Origin of the sequence: Catellatospora sp. IY07-71 (assembly GCF_018326265.1) — a bacterium.
Classification (GTDB): domain Bacteria; phylum Actinomycetota; class Actinomycetes; order Mycobacteriales; family Micromonosporaceae; genus Catellatospora.
The window spans coordinates 4,587,509-4,602,452 of the sequence record NZ_AP023360.1 but is presented as its reverse complement, the minus strand read 5'-3'; the positions used below and the strand labels follow the sequence as shown (position 1 = coordinate 4,602,452).

Below are 14,944 nucleotides of genomic sequence, written 5' to 3'. Positions count from 1 at the left end.
GGATCACGTCCTTCGGGGGAAGGTGCTTGCCGGGGTCGATGGCTGGCCATTCATCGAGATTGATGGGGAGCGTAACATCTATTCAGAAACTTTACTAATAATTCACGCCCTAAATGTACCTGAGGTTTGGAAGGGCACCTTCTACATCGGAAAGCGGTAAGAAGGTGCCCTTCCTTCTCAGGAGGCCCAGGGCATCGGGAGGGGCGCGGGGAAGGAGCTCGTCACGTCGACGGGGGTGCCGGACTGCTGGGAGTGGGCGGCGGCGGCGAGGATGTCGACGATGTGCGCGGCGTGCTCGGCCGAGCAGCGGTGCGGGCGGCCGTCGGCGATCGCGCTGACGAACTCGTGGATGCCGCGGCCCCAGGGGATGCCCCGGTACGGCTCGCCGAGCAGCGGGACCGGCTCCGGCGGGAGGCCGGCGCGGATCTCGGAGTCGAAGTTGGTCCAGTCGGCGATGTGGATGGAGCCGCGCTCGCCGTGCAGCTCGATGCCGGACTGGCGGGTGCCCGCGCCGACGTAGAAGTTCGCGGTGAGGCGCACCGTCGCGCCCGACGCGAGTTCCAGGACCACCAGCGAGAAGTCGGGGGCCTGCGGGGAGAACATCTCGCCGGACAGGGTCACCCGGTCCGGCTTGAGGATCGTGCCGTACGCCCACACCCGCCGCGCCGGGCCGAGCATCGCGGTCAGCGCCGTCAGCGAGTAGACGCCCACGTCGAACAGCGGCCCGGCCCGGTACGGGCCCTGCGGCGCCGGGTGCCAGGACTCGATCCGGTCGTGATTGACCTCGGCGTACACCAGCTTGATCGGCCCGACGGCGTCGTCGCGGACCAGCTTCCACGCCGTCTGCATGGCCTCGCCCAGGTAGGTGAACGGCGCGCAGCCCAGCCGCAGCCCCAGCGACGCGGCCAGCTCGACCAGCCCGCGCGCCTCCTCCGGCGTGGGCGCGAGCGGCTTCTCGCTGAACACGTGCTTGCCCGCGCGCAGCGCCGCCGTGGTGACCGGCACGTGCGCGAACAGCGGGGTCAGGTTCACCACCACGTCCACGCCGTCGTCGGCGAGCAGCTCGGCGAGGCTGCCGTAGATCGGCAGGCCATGCGCGGCGCCGAACGCGGCCGCGGCGGCCGGGTCGGCGTCGTAGCCGCCCACGACCTCGAGGCCGGGGTAGGTGCGCAGGTCGGTGAGGTAGCCGGCGGCGATGTTGCCGGTCCCCACGATGGCCAGCTTGGTCACGGCGCCTCGATCCCCCCGTCGGGCCGGCGCACCCGCGCCGACCACCGCTCGTGCAGGTGTGTGACGGCCGGGTACTTCGCCGCCGCCTTCTCGTCGACCTCGATGCCCCAGCCGGGCGTGTCGTTCGGGTACAGGTAGCCGTTGCGCGGGTCGAGCGTGCCCGGGAACACTTCGCGCACCGGGTCCGGCCACAGGTGGCCCTCCTGGATCGAAAAGGCCGGGCTGCTCACGTCCAGCGCCACGTTGCAGGCGGCACCGATCGGGGACACGTCCGCGGGCGCGTGCCAGGCCGTGCCGACGCCGGTCAGCTCGCACAGCGCGACCAGCTTGCGGGCCGGGGTCAGGCCGCCGATCGCGGAGATGTGCAGCCGCAGCAGGTCCACCCCACCCCCGGCGACCAGCCGGGCCGCGTCCGCGACCGAGGACACCTGCTCCCCCACCGCGATCGGCATCGGCGCGGCCGCGCGCAGCTCCGGCAGCCGGTCGTACAGCTCCAGCGGGATCGGATCCTCCAGGAAGAACAGCCGGTACGGCTCCAGCGCGCGGGCCAGGGCCACCGCCTGCTTCACGGTGAGCCGGTGGTGCACGTCGTGCATCAGGTTCGGGGTCTCCCCCAGCACCTCGCGCGCCGCCGCGAACAGCTTCGGGGTGTCGCGCAGATACTGCTGGACGTCCCAGCCGTCCGGGTACGGCGCGTCGGGGTAGCCGCCCGGGGCGCCGGGCGCGCCGTAGGTGCCCAGGCCCGGGCCGCCGGCCTGCAGGCGCACGTTGCGGTAGCCCGCGTCGAGGATCTGCTGCGCGTCCGCGAGCGCCTGCTCGATGGTGGCCCCGGAGGCGTGCAGATAGGTGTCTGCGGCGGCTCGGACCCGGCCGCCGAGCAGCTCGTACACCGGCATCCCGGCGCGCTTGCCCGCGATGTCCCACAGCGCCTGGTCCACCCCGGACAGGGCGCTGTTGAGCACCGGGCCGCCGCGCCAGTACGACGACAGGTGCACCATGCGGGTCATGTCCTCGATGTCGGCCGGATGCCGCCCGATCAGCATCGGGCCGACGTGCTGGTCGACGGCTGCCACGACGGCGTGGAAGCGCTGCGTGAACGTGGCGCAGCCGAAGCCGTACAGGCCCGGCTCGCTGGTGTCGACGCGCACCACCACCAGCGGCAGGCCCTCGGGCGCGGTGACGATCGCGCGTACGCCGGTGATGCGCAGCCTGTCCCGCGCAGGCCACGGCGCCTGCGTCTCCGGCATGACGGCCGGAGCTCGCTCCTCTGACATTGACTGTCCTTCGTCGTGTCGGTCACCGGAGCGGGAGCGGCCGCGGTTCCGGCAGGAATCATCGCGACCCTACCCGGATCGGCTCCTTCCGCAAGATCGGGCCATCGGGCGCGGTAATCACCCGTTCGAGTCGAACAGCAGGTCACGATTCGGGATGGCACGCCTTCGATGCGGCGTAACCGACTTAGTCGATGCAGAATGGTGAGCGACGGACGCCCGGCATTCCGCCGAGCGGACACCTCCTGGGGAGGAGAAGAGTGAAGTTGACCCTGCGGCAGCGCGTCGACCTGCTCGAAGCAGCGCATTACGACACCCGCCGGCGGCAGATCGAAGCCGAGGACCAGACCGCGCTGCTCCGCGGCGCGATCAACGAGTTCTCGGCCGACCTGCGCGCCCACCGGCAGGAATGCACCGAACGGTTCAACCAGATCGACCAGCGGTTCGACGGCATCGACCAGCGGTTCGAGGGGATCGAGGGGATGCTGCGGCAGGTCCTCACCATGGTCACGTTGCAGGCGGGGCCGGAGGTGGCGAGACAGGGCGTCGCCACCCCGGCGAGCTGACCTGCGGCGTACGCGATGACGCCCGTGACCGAACCCGCGAGAGACTGCTGGCTGCACCCCGAGGTCGAGGTGCGGGAGTCGCCGATCGCGGGCCGCGGGCTGTTCGCGAGGGGGTTCCTCCCGGCCGGGACCATCGTGTCCCGGCTGGGAGGACACCTCGTCGACGGAGCGACGCTGCGGGAGCTGTTCGCCGAGGCGGCGCGCGAGCACCGTTACGTGGACACCATCACGGTCGGCGACGACCTGCACCTGGTGCTGCCGCCGCGCCGCCCGAACGGTTACGGCAACCACAGCTGCGACCCGAACCTGTGGTGGATCGACGCGTACACCCTGGCCGCGCGGCGCGACATCGCGCCCGGCGAGGAGATCACCAACGACTACGCGACCACCACCGCGGTCGCGGACTTCACCATGGCGTGCGCGTGCGGCGCCGACCTGTGCCGCGGCACGGTCACCGGCTCCGACTGGCTGCTGCCGGACCTGCGCGAACGCTACGGCGAGCACTGGATCCCGCTGCTGCGCGACCGCATCGCGGCGCCCTGAGGGATGACGGCCGGGGCCTACAACTTCTGGGTTGTAGCTACAACCCAGAAGTTGTGGGCTCGCGACGTCATGTCACCGCCACGGCGGCCGACGGCACGATCAGCAGGTGGCGAGCATGCTGTTCAGCGCGGACTTCTCGGCGCTGTCGACGGTGAGGGCGTAGTAGTACTTCACCTGGATCCAGGCGCGGGCGTACGTGCAGCGGAACGCCGAGCGCGGCGGCTGCCACTCGGCCGGGTCCTTGTCGCCCTTGGACTGGTTCACGTTGTCGGTGACCGCCCACAGCTCCGGCCCGCCGAGGTCGTTGGCGTAGGTCTGGCGCTTGGCGGTCGTCCACGCCCACGCGCCGGAGGCCCAGGCCTCGGCCAGCGGCACCATGTGGTCGATGTCGATGTCGGCGGCGGCGTACCAGGTCGCGCCGTCGTACGGGCTGTACCAGGAGCCGGAGGTCGGCGCGCAGCTGCTGTCGACCACCACGTTCGTGCCGTCCCGCTTGAGCACCTGCTCGCGCGTGTTGCACGAGCCCGTGATCGTGATCCAGTGCGGGAACAGGTCGCGGTTGTAGGTGGACGCGTGCGACTCGGCCGCGACGGTGAGCGCGTTGAGCCGGCTCAGCGCGGTGCTGTAGGAGGGGATGTTCGGCGGGGTGGCGCCCGCGGGGGCGGCGCCGAGCCCGGCGGTGAGGAGCACGGCGGCCGCCGCGGCGACGGCTGCCCTGAGGACACGGGACATCGAGGGTCTCCCGACTGTCCGCACCGCCGCCGGGTGGGGGGTCTCCGGCTGGGGTCACGGTGTGGACAGACAGGACGATCGCAGATGGACCGCGGCAGATCCAGACTTGATCAGTACGTCGGCATGAAAGTCTTGTGAAATTCGATCCCCGATCGGGCCCGGCGCCACGATGCGTCGGGAAAAGTTGACGCGTCGGAGATCTCCGACGTATTGTCGAGCCCGTGACCACTGACGTGTTCAGCGCACTGGCCAACCCGGTCCGCCGGCAGCTGCTCGACTCGCTGCGGGAGGGCCCGCGCGCGGTCAGCGACCTCGCCGGGCGGTTCTCGCTCAGCCGGCCGTCGATCTCGGAGCACCTGCAGGTGCTACGGGGCGCCGGCCTGGTCCGCGAGGAGCCGCGCGGCCGACACCGCTACTACCACCTGCAGCCGCAGCCGCTGGCCGAGGTCGGGCAGTGGCTGCACCCGTACGAACACTTCTGGCGTGAGCGGCTGCGGTCGCTGCGCGACGTACTCGACGAGGAGTCATCGTGACCGAACCAGGCACCATCCGCTGCGACCAGTTCCTGTCCCACCCGCCCGCGCGGGTGTGGCAGGCGCTGACCGACCCCGAGCTGCACGCCCGCTGGTGGGCGGCGGGCGACGTGCGCCCGGTCGTGGGACACCGCTTCACCCTCGACATGGGCGGCTTCGGCCAGCAGCCGTGCGAGGTGCTGGAGGTCGTGCCCGAGCAGCTGCTGCGCTACAGCTTCGCCGAGGGCTCCCTCGACAGCACCCTGACCTGGCGGCTGGAGCCGGAGGGCACCGGCACCCGCCTGTTCCTGGAGCACAGCGGCCTCGACCTCGACTCGCCCATGGGCCGCCAGGCGTTCGAGGGCATGGGCCGCGGCTGGCCCGGCATCCTCCGCAACATGGAGAAGGCCCTCGCCTGACCATGTTGGGAAGGGCACCTTCTACATCGGAAAACGATAAGAAGGTGCCCTTCCTTTCGGGTCAGGCTTCGCAGTTGGTGGCGGTCTCCACGTTGGCGCAGATGTCGACGCCCGGGCCCGCGTCGCCCGTGTCGGCTCCCGCGCCTGCGTTGATGATGTCGGTGTACGCGAGATCGCCCACCAGGCTCAGCTTGTCCGCGCCGGTCTTGGCGTCGCCGTACACGGCGTCGTCGCCGTCGCCGCCGGTGAGGTTGTCGCGCCAGCCCGAACCGCTGATGGTGCCGAGCGTCGCGCCGACGGTCTCGAAGTTGCCGTACACCACGTCGTTCTCGGTGCCGCCGGAGACGGTGTTGCTGCCCGCGTCCACCGCCAGCGCACCCTCCAGCTCGAACGTGAGCGTGCGTGCGTCGCCGTAGAGGGTGTCGATGCCGGGCCCGCCGAACACGCCGTCGCTGGCGAAGACCACCCCGGGCGCGACCAGCGTGACGACCGCGTCGACCGCGTCACCGTAGACGGTGTCGTTGCCCTCGCCGCCGTAGATCTGGTCGGTCCAGCCGGTGCCGCCGGTCACCGCCGGGAACTCGACCGCACCGAAGTCGCCGACCACCGTGTCGTCGCCGGGTCCGGCGAACACCGTGTCGCCGCCGCCGGCCGCCGCGACGTCGAGCGCTGCGGACTCGCCGTACACGGTGTCGTTGCCCTCGCCGGCGCAGATGGTGTCGTTGCCGCCCAGGCCGCTGATGGTGTCGTCACCGGCCAGCGCCAGGATGACGTCGTCACCCGGCGTGCCGACGATGACGTCGGCCTCGGCGGTGCCCAGGTGGGTCACGGGTTTCTCGTTGCACATCGGCGCGGCGTGCGCGGGGGCCTGCACGGCGGCGACGCTCAGGGCCGCGAGCGCCACGGCCAGGGCGGTGCGTGCGATACGCATGGACTGTGCCTCCAGGTAGGTGGGATCGGACGAGGCCCCTGGCGCAGGCTCGGACACCACCCTCCAACGGCGGCACGCACGGCCGGGGCAATCCGAGTTCAGATGCTATTGCCCCGTTTTTCCCATTCCCGGGAACCACGCCGATCATGTTCTGACCTGCGTCTTTCCGACCCCGCCCAGGGCACCCGGAACCGGCCTGGGAGGATTCGCCACATGATCACCCCCGACGCGCCGCCCGCCGTGACCCTCCTGCCCGTCGACGCCGCGAACTGGCGCGCCGTGGCGGCCCTCACCGTCAGCGAGCCGCAGCGGCAGTGGGTCGCCGATCCGGCGTACTACCTGGCGCTGTGCCACTACGGCACGGCGGGCTGGCAGCCGCTCGCGGTGACCGGCCCCGACGGCACGGTGCTCGGCTTCCTGATGTGGACGGTCGACCCCGCCGACAGCGCGGCCTGGCTCGGCGGCATCATCATCGACGCCGCCCACCAGGGTCACGGCCTCGGCAGGGCCGCGGTCCGCGCGGCGATCGACCTGCTGTCCACCCGGCACGGCCACCGGCGCTTCGCCCTGTCCTACGAACCCGCCAACACCGCCGCCCGCCACTGCTACGCCGCCGTCGGCTTCACCGAGACCGGCGAGACCGAGGACACCGAACTCGTCGCCCGCCTCGATCTGCCCGCCTGACCCGCCTCAAGATCACGTCGATCTTGCGCGAAGTGTTGCCCTATTGCCCGTTTCGGGCGTGTCGCACCCACAGCCCGCGCAAGATCGGCGCGGCGGGCGGGCGGGGTCAGCGGAGATAGGGGTCAGCGGAGATAGGGGTCCAGGAGTTTGCGGGCGCCTAGGGACAGGAGCTCTTCGGCGGCCTGGCGGCCTAGGGCGGGGGCGTGGGTGCGGTCGCCGGCCACGACGGTGTGCAGGGTGCGGTCGCCTTCGGGGGCGTAGACCGCGGCGCGCAGGGTCAGCGTGTTCTGGTCCAGGGTGGCGTGGCCGCTGACGGCGCTGTTGCAGGTGGCGCCGAAGCGGCGGAGCAGGGCGCGTTCGGCCAGGCCCGGGTCGCGGCTGTCGGGGTCGTCGAGGGCGAGGACCAGGCTGGACGCCTCGCCGTCGACGCGGGTGGTGACGACGACGGTGCCGGCGCCGGTGGCGGGGGCCATGACCTCGGCGGGCAGCACCTCGGTGATGCGGTCCGCCTGGCCGATGCGGTGCAGGCCGCAGGCGGCCACGACGATGGCGTCGACGTCACCGGCGTCCATGCGGGCGATGCGGCTGTCCACGTTGCCGCGGATCGGCTTGACGCGCAGGTCGGGCCGGGCGCGCAGGAGCTGGGCCTGGCGGCGCACGGCGCTGGTGCCGACGACGGCGTCGCGGGCCAGTTCGGCCAGGCGCAGGCCGTCGCGGCTGAGCAGCGCGTCGCGTACGTCGTCGCGGGGCAGGTAGGCGGCGATGTGCACGCCGTCGGGCAGGGCCACGTCGCCGGGGATGTCCTTGAGGCAGTGCACCGCGAGGTCGATGTCGCCGGCCTGCAGCAGCGCGTCGATCTCGCTGGTGAAGGCGCCCTTGCCGCCGGCCGTGGCGAGGCTGCCGGTCCACCGGTCGCCGTGCGTGGACACCGGCACCAGCAGCACGGTCAGGCCCGGGTGGGCGGCCTCCAGCCCGCGGGCGACGTGGCGGGCCTGCGCCAGGGCCATGGTGCTGCCCCGGGTCCCGAGGCGGAGGGTCGTCGTCACCTGAGGAACCCTAGGCCAGGCCGTATGAACAGGCCGTGAAGCCGGGCAGGCGTGTCGCGCTGAAGGTTTCCTGCAGGTAACGCCCGAGTATTGACGCGCATCTCCAATCATGGTCTTATCTGCGAATCGTTCTCACATTCGCTTTCGGAGGATCCACAGTGTCCAGACTCCGGCGCACGGCGCTGGCCGCCGCGGCCGCCCTCACCCTCGGTTCCGGCGCGCTCGCCGTCGCCTCCGCCCCCGCGACCGCCGCCCTGCCCACGGCGGCCGTCGCGATCGGCGACAGCTTCATCAGCGGCGAGGGCGCCGGCGCGTACACCACGGTCGTCGACCTCAACGGGACCGCCCAGGCCTTCCCCGGCTGGTCCGCGGCGAACACCAACGCCTACTTCTGCCACCGTTCCGCCAACGCCTCGCTGCAGGTCGCGGCCCTGTCCGGGATCAACTCGCGGTTCAACCTGGCCTGCTCGGGCGGCCAGCCGCACGACATCGCGAACGCGTCGAACACGCGCACGAACGGCCGGCAGGTCGCCGCCCAGCTCACCCAGCTGCGCGCCGTGGCGCAGACCCACGACATCGACCTGGTGCTGGTCGGCCTCGGCTCCAACAACAGCTACTTCACCTTCGGCGACGTGGCGACGCTGTGCGCCAACCGGTTCATCGCCGACGCGTGGACCGGCTGGTGGGAGTTCTGGGCGTACATCAACGGCCCGGTGCCGCAGGAGCCGTGCACGGACGCCGACCTGGCCAGCGCCGCCGAGGTCGCCTCGGCCACCACCGAGACCACGAACGCGCTGCGCCAGCTGATCACCACGCTGAACGAGGTGGACGCCGACGGCCAGCACCGCATCGTGTTCCAGGACTACACCAACCCGCTGCCCACCGACGTGTACAGCACGCTCATCGAGGAGGACGGCCGCCAGGACGACAGGGACAAGTTCCGCGAGCTGGGCGCCGAGCGCTACGCCGCGGGCTGCCCGATCCACCGCGCGAGCCTGCCCCCCGGCCACCGCTTCTCGGCCAACCTCGGCGCCGTGGTGCGCGACTCCCACGCGAACCTGTCCGCCGAGTTCCCCGGCCAGGACCTGGTCTACCTGAACGTGCAGCGGGCCTTCGACGGCGCCCGGCTGTGCGAGAAGGCGGGCAGCCCCACCGGCGCGCTGGCCACCCCCGTGCGCGTCATGGACGGCCCGAGCGGCACCTTCATCCAGAGCCTGTCCGGCTACGACAAGATCGCGATCCAGCGCTTCGCGAACACCTGCGTGACGTACTTCCAGACCTGCCAGGAATCCTGGCACCCCAACGCGGCCGGCCACGCCGTCCTCGGCCAGTGCCTCTCGGCCGCCGCCACCACCGCCAACCGCACCCTGTCCTGCATCCGCAACGCCAACGGCACCCTCACCTTCCAGTAACAGCAAGGAAGGGCACCTTCTTATCGGAATACGTAGTAGAAGGTGCCCTTCCTAACCTGCCAGGGCGCTACGCAGGTCGCGGACCACGGCGAACGCGTCCTCGCCGCCGGCCTCCTCCCACGACTCGCGCCACTCGGAGTCGTCACCCATGACCCGGTCCAGCGCCCGCACCGCGAGCGCCGCGACGTCGTCGGGGATCACCACACTGCCGCCGTCCAGCAGAAAGTCCGGCGCGTACGCCGAGGTCAGCGGCTCTGCCCCCGGCCGCTGCGACAGCACGATCGCGGCCGCCGCGATGGCGCGCACGCCCTCCCGGTCGTCCAGGAAACCGGCCGTGTCCGCGGCCTCCGTCAGCGCCTGCCGGATCATCGCGAGCCGCTCGCCCGGTGCCGCGTCGTCGAGAGCGCCGCACCAGTCCGCGGCGCTGTCGTTATCGAAGGGACCCGTGTCCCATGTGCCCATCGCTGCCTCCCGCGCCAGGTCGTGCCGGACGATAGCGGCCGCATGCGACATCGCCGCGCGCGCACCCGGCCCCGGTCCGCGCCCCGCTCGCCGCCGTCGCCGCCGTAGGCTGCGGGTATGCCCGCCACCGAGCAGCAGTCCAGCGGACCGGCCGTGACCGTCCCGGCGCGGCGGCGCGGGCCGCGGCGGGTGCCGCTGTTCCTGTTCGTGCCAGCCGGGCTCGCGCTGGCGTTCCTGGTGCTGCCGCTGCTCGGGCTGCTGCTGCGCGCCCCCTGGAGCACGCTGCTGGAGCACCTGGCCCAGCCGGCGATCCTGGCCGCGCTGCGGCTGTCGCTGCTCACCGCGACCCTGGCCACCGCGGTGTGCGTACTGCTGGGCGTGCCGCTGGCGTGGCTGCTGGCCCGCGTCGAGTTCCGGGGGCGCCGCCTGGTGCGCGCGCTGGTCACCGTGCCGCTGGTGCTGCCGCCCGTGGTCGGCGGCGTGGCGCTGCTGCTGCTGTTCGGCCGCCGGGGCCTGCTCGGCTCCTGGCTCGACGAGACGTTCGGCGTGACACTGCCGTTCACCACCGCCGGGGTGGTCGTCGCCGAGGCGTTCGTGGCGATGCCGTTCCTGGTCATCGCGGTCGAGGGGGCGTTGCGCGGCGCGGACACCCGCTACGAGGAGGCCGCCGCGACGCTGGGCGCCGGGCGGTGGACCACGTTCCGGCGGGTGACGCTGCCGCTGGTCGCGCCCGGGGTCGCCGCGGGCGCGGTGCTGTGCTGGGCGCGGGCGCTGGGCGAGTTCGGCGCGACGATCACCTTCGCGGGGAACTTCCCGGGCCGTACGCAGACCATGCCGCTCGCCGTCTACCTGGCCCTGGAGACGGACCTGGAGGCGGCGATCGTGCTCAGCCTCATCCTGCTCGTGGTGTCGGTGACGATCCTGGCCGGGCTGCGCGACCGGTGGATCAGCAGCCCGTGACGCCGCTCAGGGGCGGGTGCTGCGCTCGGACTCCGGCCACTCCGCCGCGGGCTTGCTGAGCACGGCCGCGTCGGCGCGCTGGCCGTTGACGGCACGGCGCGGGGCCTCGCGGCGCCGGCGGCGGACCCGCCCGGCCAGTGCCAGCACCACCCCGAGCAGCACCGATCCGGCGACGGCGCACAGCACCGCCAGCCACACCGGCATCACCCGGGACAGGACCAGCACCGCGGCCGCGGCCAGCACCGGCCCGGCCCACAGCAGCGCGATCCCGGCCGCGCCGAGCAGGGCGCCGCCCGCCTCGGCCGGGGCCCGGTCGGGCCGCCCGGCCTGAACCAGCGTGTATTCGGCGCGGGCGAGGCTGGTCAGCTGCTCGTCGCCCGGCTCGGCAGGCGGCCGGTGGGTCGTCTCGGACATCGGGCCACCTCCTCCCTGTAACACCAGACTGCCCTGTTCCCACTGTGCCGAACCACGTCCGGCGCCGATCCGTTCCGCGGGTCACCCGCAGGTGTGAGTTCCGCCGCGGCCGCCGTCACATGATCGCGCACGGATGCCGTACTACGCTGGCCCGTATGCAGATCACCGCGCGGGAACTGGTCTTCGACGTGCAGGCGGGCGGCCCGGTCGACGGGCCGCCGGTGCTGCTGCTGCACGGCTTCCCCCAGCACGCCGGGGAGTGGGAGCTGGTGGCGTCGCGGCTGCACGACGCGGGCGCCCGCACGTACGCCTTCGACCAGCGCGGCTACTCCCCCGGCGCCCGGCCCGCCGACGTGGCCGCGTACACCATGGGCGAGTGCGTCGCCGACGCGGTCGCGGTGCTCGACGCGCTGGGCGTGGACCGGGCGCACCTGGTCGGCCACGACTGGGGCGCGGTCGTCGCCTGGCACCTGGCCGCCGAGCACCCGGGCCGGGTGCGCACGCTGACCGCGATCTCGGTGCCGCACCCTTCGGCGTACGCGAAGGCCCTGGCCACCGACGCCGACCAGCAGCGCCGCTCGGCCTACATCGGACTCTTCCAGCAGCCGGGCAAGGCCGAGGATCTGCTGCTCGAACAGGACGGCCAGCGGCTGCGGGAGCTGTTCACCGGCGTCCCGGCCGAGCGGGTCGAGCGTTTTGTCACCCCGATGCTGGACCGGGCCCGGCTGACCGGCGGCCTGAACTGGTATCGGGCGCTGGGCCGCGGCCCGATGTCGGCCGGGCCGGTCCCGGTGCCGACCACGTTCGTGTGGAGCGACCACGACCCGGCGGTCGGCGCGGCCGCCGCGCAGGGCTGCGCGCAGCAGGTCACCGGCGACTACCGTTTCGTGACCCTGCCGGGCGTGAGCCACTGGATCCCCGACGAGGCCCCGGACGAGGTGGCCCGCGAGGTCCTCGCCCGCATGGCCACGGCCTGAGCCGGGGTCCGCGATGTTCGTCAAGATCTGCGGCCTGTCCACCCCGGACACCGTCGCGACCGCGGTCGACGCGGGCGCCGACGCCCTCGGCTTCCTGCTCACCCGCAGCCCCCGCCAGGTGACCCCGGAGACGGCCCACCGGCTGGCCGCCACGGTCCCGCCGCACGTGCTGACCGTCGGCGTCGTCGCCGGGATCGGCGTCGCCGAGGCCCGCGAGCTGGTCCAGGCGGCCGGCCTGCGGGCACTGCAGCTGCACGGCTCCTACACCCGCGCCGACTTCGCCGCCGTGGCCGACCTCGGGCTGACCCTGATCAGAGCCGTCAGCTACGAGGCGCCCGACCTGCGCGTCGGCGCGTACGGCGAGGACCTGCTGCTGGTCGACGCCACCGAGCCGGGCTCCGGCGGCGCCTGGGACTACGCGACCCTGCGCGGGCGCGACCTGGGCAAGGACTGGCTGCTCGCGGGCGGGCTGGCCGTGGACACCGTCGCCGAGGCGATCCGGCTGTCCGGCGCGCCCGGCGTCGACGTCTCCAGCGGCGTCGAGTCCACCCGCGGAGTCAAGGACTCAGTCCTGATCAGGCGATTCATCGCCGCCGCCAGGCAGGCCGCCTGACCGTTCCCGCGTGACGCCCGTCCGGCGCAGGTGGTCGAGCACCGTCGCGGTCTGGCCCACCACGGAGTGCCGGACGCCCGGCAGCACCCGGATGTCCGCGTGCGGCACGGCGGCCGCCATCCGCCGAGCGGTCTCGCGGGTGTCGAGCATGGCGTCGCGGTCGCCCGCGATGACCAGCACGGGCATGGTCAGCCCGCGCAGCGCGGCGTCGGGGAAGACCGGCAGCGGCTCCTTGCGGAACAGGAAGTGCTCATCGGTGAGCACCATGGTGTCCAGGAAGCGCTCCACACCGGGCACGTCCAGGCCCGCGACCGCGCGCAGCGTCCGGCGCCGCCCCCACCGCCCGAACGGCCTGAGCAGCACCGCCTTGAACAGCCACCCCCAGCGCTGCCGGCCCACCCCGCCGGGGCACAGCAGCACCAGGCTGGTCACCCGGTCCGGCCGGCGGATCGCGTAGTCCAGCGCGAGCCACCCGCCGAGCGAGGCCCCGGCCAGCGCGGTCCGGTCCACCCCGAGCTCCCGCAGCACGTCGTCGAGCCATTGGGCGTACGCCGCGGAGTCCAGCGGCGGGCGGGACGGGGCGCTCAGCCCCGGCTCTCCGATCATGTCGACGGCGTAGACGCGGAAGTGCTCCGCCCAGGCGGCCACGTCGCCCATCCAGATCGCCGCGTTGGTGCCCGAGCCGTGGCACAGCACCAGCGGCGGCGCGTGCTCCGGGCCGGACACCACGACGAACGTCTCACCCTGCCGGGTCGGCACGCGCCGGTGCTCGCACGGGACCGGCCACTCTCGCAGCGTCCGCTCGTACTGCTCCCGCACCCGCTGACCGCCGGCCTCGCTCCGGTAGATCGCCGTCATCACTTCCCCTTCTCATGCACAGTCCGTCAACGTACCTTAACGCGCCACGTGTAAGGAGTGTTAGGGAGTTTTAGGGAATGTTGCGGAACCCACTCGGATCGGGTAGAGCCAGGCTTGCCCGTCGCGGCGATGATGGTCGATGAGGGTCGATCACGGGGGGTGATGCGGTGGAACTGGGCCCCGACGACGAGCGCGCACTGGCCGAGCTGGAGGCGCGCACCAGCGCCGAGGACCCCTGGTTCGCGCTCGGGCTGCGCGCCGGCGAACCCTGCCCGCCCGCCGAATACCGCCGCCACCGAAAGCACCGGCTGCGCCTGCTGCTCGCCCTGGCCGCCGCCGCGCTGGCGATCACGGCGTTCCTGGCCGGATCACCCTGCGGCGGCATGATCGCCGCCCTCGGCGCGGTGCTGGCGCTGGTCACCATCCGCGACGGCTTCTTCGGCCCGCCGTCCGCGTGACACCCCGGGCATGAATCAGCGAGCGCATCGCTGCGCTCGCTGCGTCATCTCCGGCAGGCGCCTGGGCACCAGACGTGGTCTGTCGCTTGTGCACCGTCTTCGTATCGCGCTCGGCGCGCTTTCCGCGGGTGCCGCCTCCAGGACCAGGCATGTCTTCAGCGGCGCCATCTCCGGCCTCCTTCGGGTGCAGACCGGGGACGTTCCCCGCGAACCCTTGCGGTAAACGGATCAGCGCAGCTCAGCAGGCTCGAATCCGGCCGGCAGCGGGGCGGGCGCCGGCTTCGGGCCGCCCTCGGCGTGCCGGTGCGCGATCGCGTACGCCAGCTGCAGGAAGTCCGCCCCGGCCACGGCCGTCAGCGCGGTCGCCGCCAGCCGGGTGAACCGGGGCGCCAGCACCAGCCCACCGGTGAGCCCGGTCGCCACCCACACCGACAGGCAGAACGGACAGCTCACCAACTCGCCGAGAGCGTGCCGGGCCGGGCCCGCCTCGTCGCGCACCTCCTCCTGCACCTCGCCCGCGCCGATCGGCTTGTCATAGCGGGTGAACGGAGCGCGCAGCGGGCTGGTGACCGCGTCCTTGGTCAGCAACCGGCTGGTCTTGTACGTGGCCGCAGTGATCAGGAGCACGTCGCCCGCGCCCGGCCGGGGCAGCGTGCGGCGGCTGAACCGCGCCGCCGCGACCAGCGCCCCCACCGCCACGCCGTACCCGGCGAGCAGGCCCAGGTAGCCCTTGAGCGGGCGCCGCGCGCCCTGTGCGTACTCCTCGTGCAGTGCCTGCAAACGATCGGACATCCTCCGCAGGTTCCCCACTGGGCCGCGGCCAAACCGCCCCGAGCCGACTTCCACCGGCTCCGAC

General features: G+C 72.7%; 19 protein-coding genes. 10 read left to right on the top strand and 9 right to left on the bottom strand.

Going from position 1 to position 14,944, the window contains the following annotated elements:
• Nucleotides 1-177: 177 nt before the first annotated feature.
• Nucleotides 178-1,230 carry a Gfo/Idh/MocA family protein gene (locus CS0771_RS20640; RefSeq protein WP_212842510.1) on the bottom strand — a complete coding sequence of 351 codons (1,053 nt, stop codon included), beginning with the start codon at nucleotides 1,228-1,230 and terminating at the stop codon, nucleotides 178-180.
• A complete protein-coding gene (locus tag CS0771_RS20635; protein WP_244870916.1) occupies nucleotides 1,227-2,504 on the bottom strand; it encodes an enolase C-terminal domain-like protein in 1,278 nt (425 codons plus the stop codon). Before CS0771_RS20635 ends, CS0771_RS20640 begins: the two co-directional genes overlap by 4 nt.
• A gap of 257 nt (nucleotides 2,505-2,761) precedes the next feature.
• Here CS0771_RS20635 and CS0771_RS20630 point away from each other — a divergent pair, with 257 nt between their 5' ends.
• Nucleotides 2,762-3,067: a hypothetical protein gene (locus CS0771_RS20630; protein WP_212842509.1), complete on the top strand. Its 306-nt coding sequence runs from the start codon at nucleotides 2,762-2,764 to the stop codon at nucleotides 3,065-3,067.
• A 24-nt stretch (nucleotides 3,068-3,091) separates the two neighbouring features.
• Nucleotides 3,092-3,610 carry an SET domain-containing protein gene (locus CS0771_RS20625; protein ID WP_212842508.1) on the top strand — a complete coding sequence of 173 codons (519 nt, stop codon included), beginning with the start codon at nucleotides 3,092-3,094 and terminating at the stop codon, nucleotides 3,608-3,610.
• Nucleotides 3,611-3,709: 99 nt separating this feature from the next.
• Here the strand turns inward: CS0771_RS20625 and CS0771_RS20620 are convergent, their stop codons facing one another.
• Nucleotides 3,710-4,342 carry an HNH endonuclease family protein gene (locus CS0771_RS20620; protein ID WP_212842507.1) on the bottom strand — a complete coding sequence of 211 codons (633 nt, stop codon included), beginning with the start codon at nucleotides 4,340-4,342 and terminating at the stop codon, nucleotides 3,710-3,712.
• Nucleotides 4,343-4,563: 221 nt separating this feature from the next.
• On the opposite strand from CS0771_RS20620, the gene CS0771_RS20615 reads away from it, so the two are divergent.
• Nucleotides 4,564-4,875 (top strand): helix-turn-helix transcriptional regulator, encoded by a 312-nt coding sequence (locus tag CS0771_RS20615; protein ID WP_212842506.1) that lies wholly within the window; start codon nucleotides 4,564-4,566, stop codon nucleotides 4,873-4,875.
• A complete protein-coding gene (locus CS0771_RS20610) occupies nucleotides 4,872-5,273 on the top strand; it encodes an SRPBCC domain-containing protein (RefSeq protein WP_244870915.1) in 402 nt (133 codons plus the stop codon). Before CS0771_RS20615 ends, CS0771_RS20610 begins: the two co-directional genes overlap by 4 nt.
• A 61-nt stretch (nucleotides 5,274-5,334) precedes the next feature.
• Here the strand turns inward: CS0771_RS20610 and CS0771_RS20605 are convergent, their stop codons facing one another.
• Nucleotides 5,335-6,204 carry a calcium-binding protein gene (locus CS0771_RS20605; protein ID WP_212842505.1) on the bottom strand — a complete coding sequence of 290 codons (870 nt, stop codon included), beginning with the start codon at nucleotides 6,202-6,204 and terminating at the stop codon, nucleotides 5,335-5,337.
• Nucleotides 6,205-6,417: 213 nt separating this feature from the next.
• On the opposite strand from CS0771_RS20605, the gene CS0771_RS20600 reads away from it, so the two are divergent.
• The gene (locus CS0771_RS20600) at nucleotides 6,418-6,888 is read left to right on the top strand and encodes a GNAT family N-acetyltransferase (protein WP_212842504.1); all 471 of its coding nucleotides are present in this window, start codon (nucleotides 6,418-6,420) and stop codon (nucleotides 6,886-6,888) included.
• Between the two features lie 122 nt (nucleotides 6,889-7,010).
• On the opposite strand, the gene hemC is transcribed toward CS0771_RS20600, so the two are convergent.
• Complete coding sequence (gene hemC / locus CS0771_RS20595) at nucleotides 7,011-7,934, bottom strand: hydroxymethylbilane synthase (protein ID WP_212842503.1); 924 nt, start codon at nucleotides 7,932-7,934, stop codon at nucleotides 7,011-7,013.
• 158 nt (nucleotides 7,935-8,092) lie between these two features.
• Between hemC and CS0771_RS20590 the strand changes: the two genes are divergently transcribed.
• Entirely contained in the window at nucleotides 8,093-9,346 is a 1,254-nt protein-coding gene (locus CS0771_RS20590; protein WP_212842502.1) for a hypothetical protein, read from the top strand.
• 51 nt (nucleotides 9,347-9,397) lie between these two features.
• Here CS0771_RS20590 and CS0771_RS20585 read toward each other — a convergent pair whose 3' ends face one another.
• The gene (locus CS0771_RS20585) at nucleotides 9,398-9,808 is read right to left on the bottom strand and encodes a DUF4259 domain-containing protein (RefSeq protein ID WP_212842501.1); all 411 of its coding nucleotides are present in this window, start codon (nucleotides 9,806-9,808) and stop codon (nucleotides 9,398-9,400) included.
• Nucleotides 9,809-9,925: 117 nt separating this feature from the next.
• Between CS0771_RS20585 and CS0771_RS20580 the strand changes: the two genes are divergently transcribed.
• The gene (locus tag CS0771_RS20580) at nucleotides 9,926-10,768 is read left to right on the top strand and encodes an ABC transporter permease (RefSeq protein ID WP_212842500.1); all 843 of its coding nucleotides are present in this window, start codon (nucleotides 9,926-9,928) and stop codon (nucleotides 10,766-10,768) included.
• Between the two features lie 6 nt (nucleotides 10,769-10,774).
• On the opposite strand, the gene CS0771_RS20575 is transcribed toward CS0771_RS20580, so the two are convergent.
• Nucleotides 10,775-11,182 carry a phage holin family protein gene (locus CS0771_RS20575; RefSeq protein ID WP_212842499.1) on the bottom strand — a complete coding sequence of 136 codons (408 nt, stop codon included), beginning with the start codon at nucleotides 11,180-11,182 and terminating at the stop codon, nucleotides 10,775-10,777.
• Nucleotides 11,183-11,337: 155 nt separating this feature from the next.
• On the opposite strand from CS0771_RS20575, the gene CS0771_RS20570 reads away from it, so the two are divergent.
• Entirely contained in the window at nucleotides 11,338-12,159 is an 822-nt protein-coding gene (locus CS0771_RS20570; protein ID WP_212842498.1) for an alpha/beta fold hydrolase, read from the top strand.
• 13 nt (nucleotides 12,160-12,172) lie between these two features.
• Nucleotides 12,173-12,772 carry a phosphoribosylanthranilate isomerase gene (locus CS0771_RS20565; protein WP_212842497.1) on the top strand — a complete coding sequence of 200 codons (600 nt, stop codon included), beginning with the start codon at nucleotides 12,173-12,175 and terminating at the stop codon, nucleotides 12,770-12,772.
• Here CS0771_RS20565 and CS0771_RS20560 read toward each other — a convergent pair.
• On the bottom strand, nucleotides 12,725-13,630 hold the full coding sequence (locus CS0771_RS20560; RefSeq protein ID WP_212842496.1) for an alpha/beta fold hydrolase: 906 nt from the start codon (nucleotides 13,628-13,630) through the stop codon (nucleotides 12,725-12,727). The two genes, CS0771_RS20565 and CS0771_RS20560, sit on opposite strands and share 48 nt — an antisense overlap.
• Before the next feature lie 167 nt (nucleotides 13,631-13,797).
• Between CS0771_RS20560 and CS0771_RS20555 the strand changes: the two genes are divergently transcribed.
• Entirely contained in the window at nucleotides 13,798-14,088 is a 291-nt protein-coding gene (locus tag CS0771_RS20555) for a DUF3040 domain-containing protein (RefSeq protein ID WP_212842495.1), read from the top strand.
• Between the two features lie 228 nt (nucleotides 14,089-14,316).
• Here CS0771_RS20555 and CS0771_RS20550 read toward each other — a convergent pair whose 3' ends face one another.
• Complete coding sequence (locus CS0771_RS20550; protein ID WP_371821588.1) at nucleotides 14,317-14,889, bottom strand: DUF1360 domain-containing protein; 573 nt, start codon at nucleotides 14,887-14,889, stop codon at nucleotides 14,317-14,319.
• Nucleotides 14,890-14,944: the final 55 nt, after the last annotated feature.

What these genes read in the sequence shown, in the direction of transcription:
- CS0771_RS20605 (WP_212842505.1), bottom strand. Translation starts at nt 6,204, where the DNA reads ATGCGTATCGCACGCACCGCCCTGGCCGTGGCGCTCGCGGCCCTGAGC.
- CS0771_RS20585 (WP_212842501.1), bottom strand. Translation starts at nt 9,808, where the DNA reads ATGGGCACATGGGACACGGGTCCCTTCGATAACGACAGCGCCGCGGAC.
- CS0771_RS20600 (WP_212842504.1), top strand. Translation starts at nt 6,418, where the DNA reads ATGATCACCCCCGACGCGCCGCCCGCCGTGACCCTCCTGCCCGTCGAC.
- CS0771_RS20635 (WP_244870916.1), bottom strand. Translation starts at nt 2,504, where the DNA reads ATGTCAGAGGAGCGAGCTCCGGCCGTCATGCCGGAGACGCAGGCGCCG.
- CS0771_RS20575 (WP_212842499.1), bottom strand. Translation starts at nt 11,182, where the DNA reads ATGTCCGAGACGACCCACCGGCCGCCTGCCGAGCCGGGCGACGAGCAG.
- CS0771_RS20620 (WP_212842507.1), bottom strand. Translation starts at nt 4,342, where the DNA reads ATGTCCCGTGTCCTCAGGGCAGCCGTCGCCGCGGCGGCCGCCGTGCTC.
- CS0771_RS20560 (WP_212842496.1), bottom strand. Translation starts at nt 13,630, where the DNA reads ATGACGGCGATCTACCGGAGCGAGGCCGGCGGTCAGCGGGTGCGGGAG.
- CS0771_RS20580 (WP_212842500.1), top strand. Translation starts at nt 9,926, where the DNA reads ATGCCCGCCACCGAGCAGCAGTCCAGCGGACCGGCCGTGACCGTCCCG.
- CS0771_RS20565 (WP_212842497.1), top strand. Translation starts at nt 12,173, where the DNA reads ATGTTCGTCAAGATCTGCGGCCTGTCCACCCCGGACACCGTCGCGACC.
- CS0771_RS20570 (WP_212842498.1), top strand. Translation starts at nt 11,338, where the DNA reads ATGCAGATCACCGCGCGGGAACTGGTCTTCGACGTGCAGGCGGGCGGC.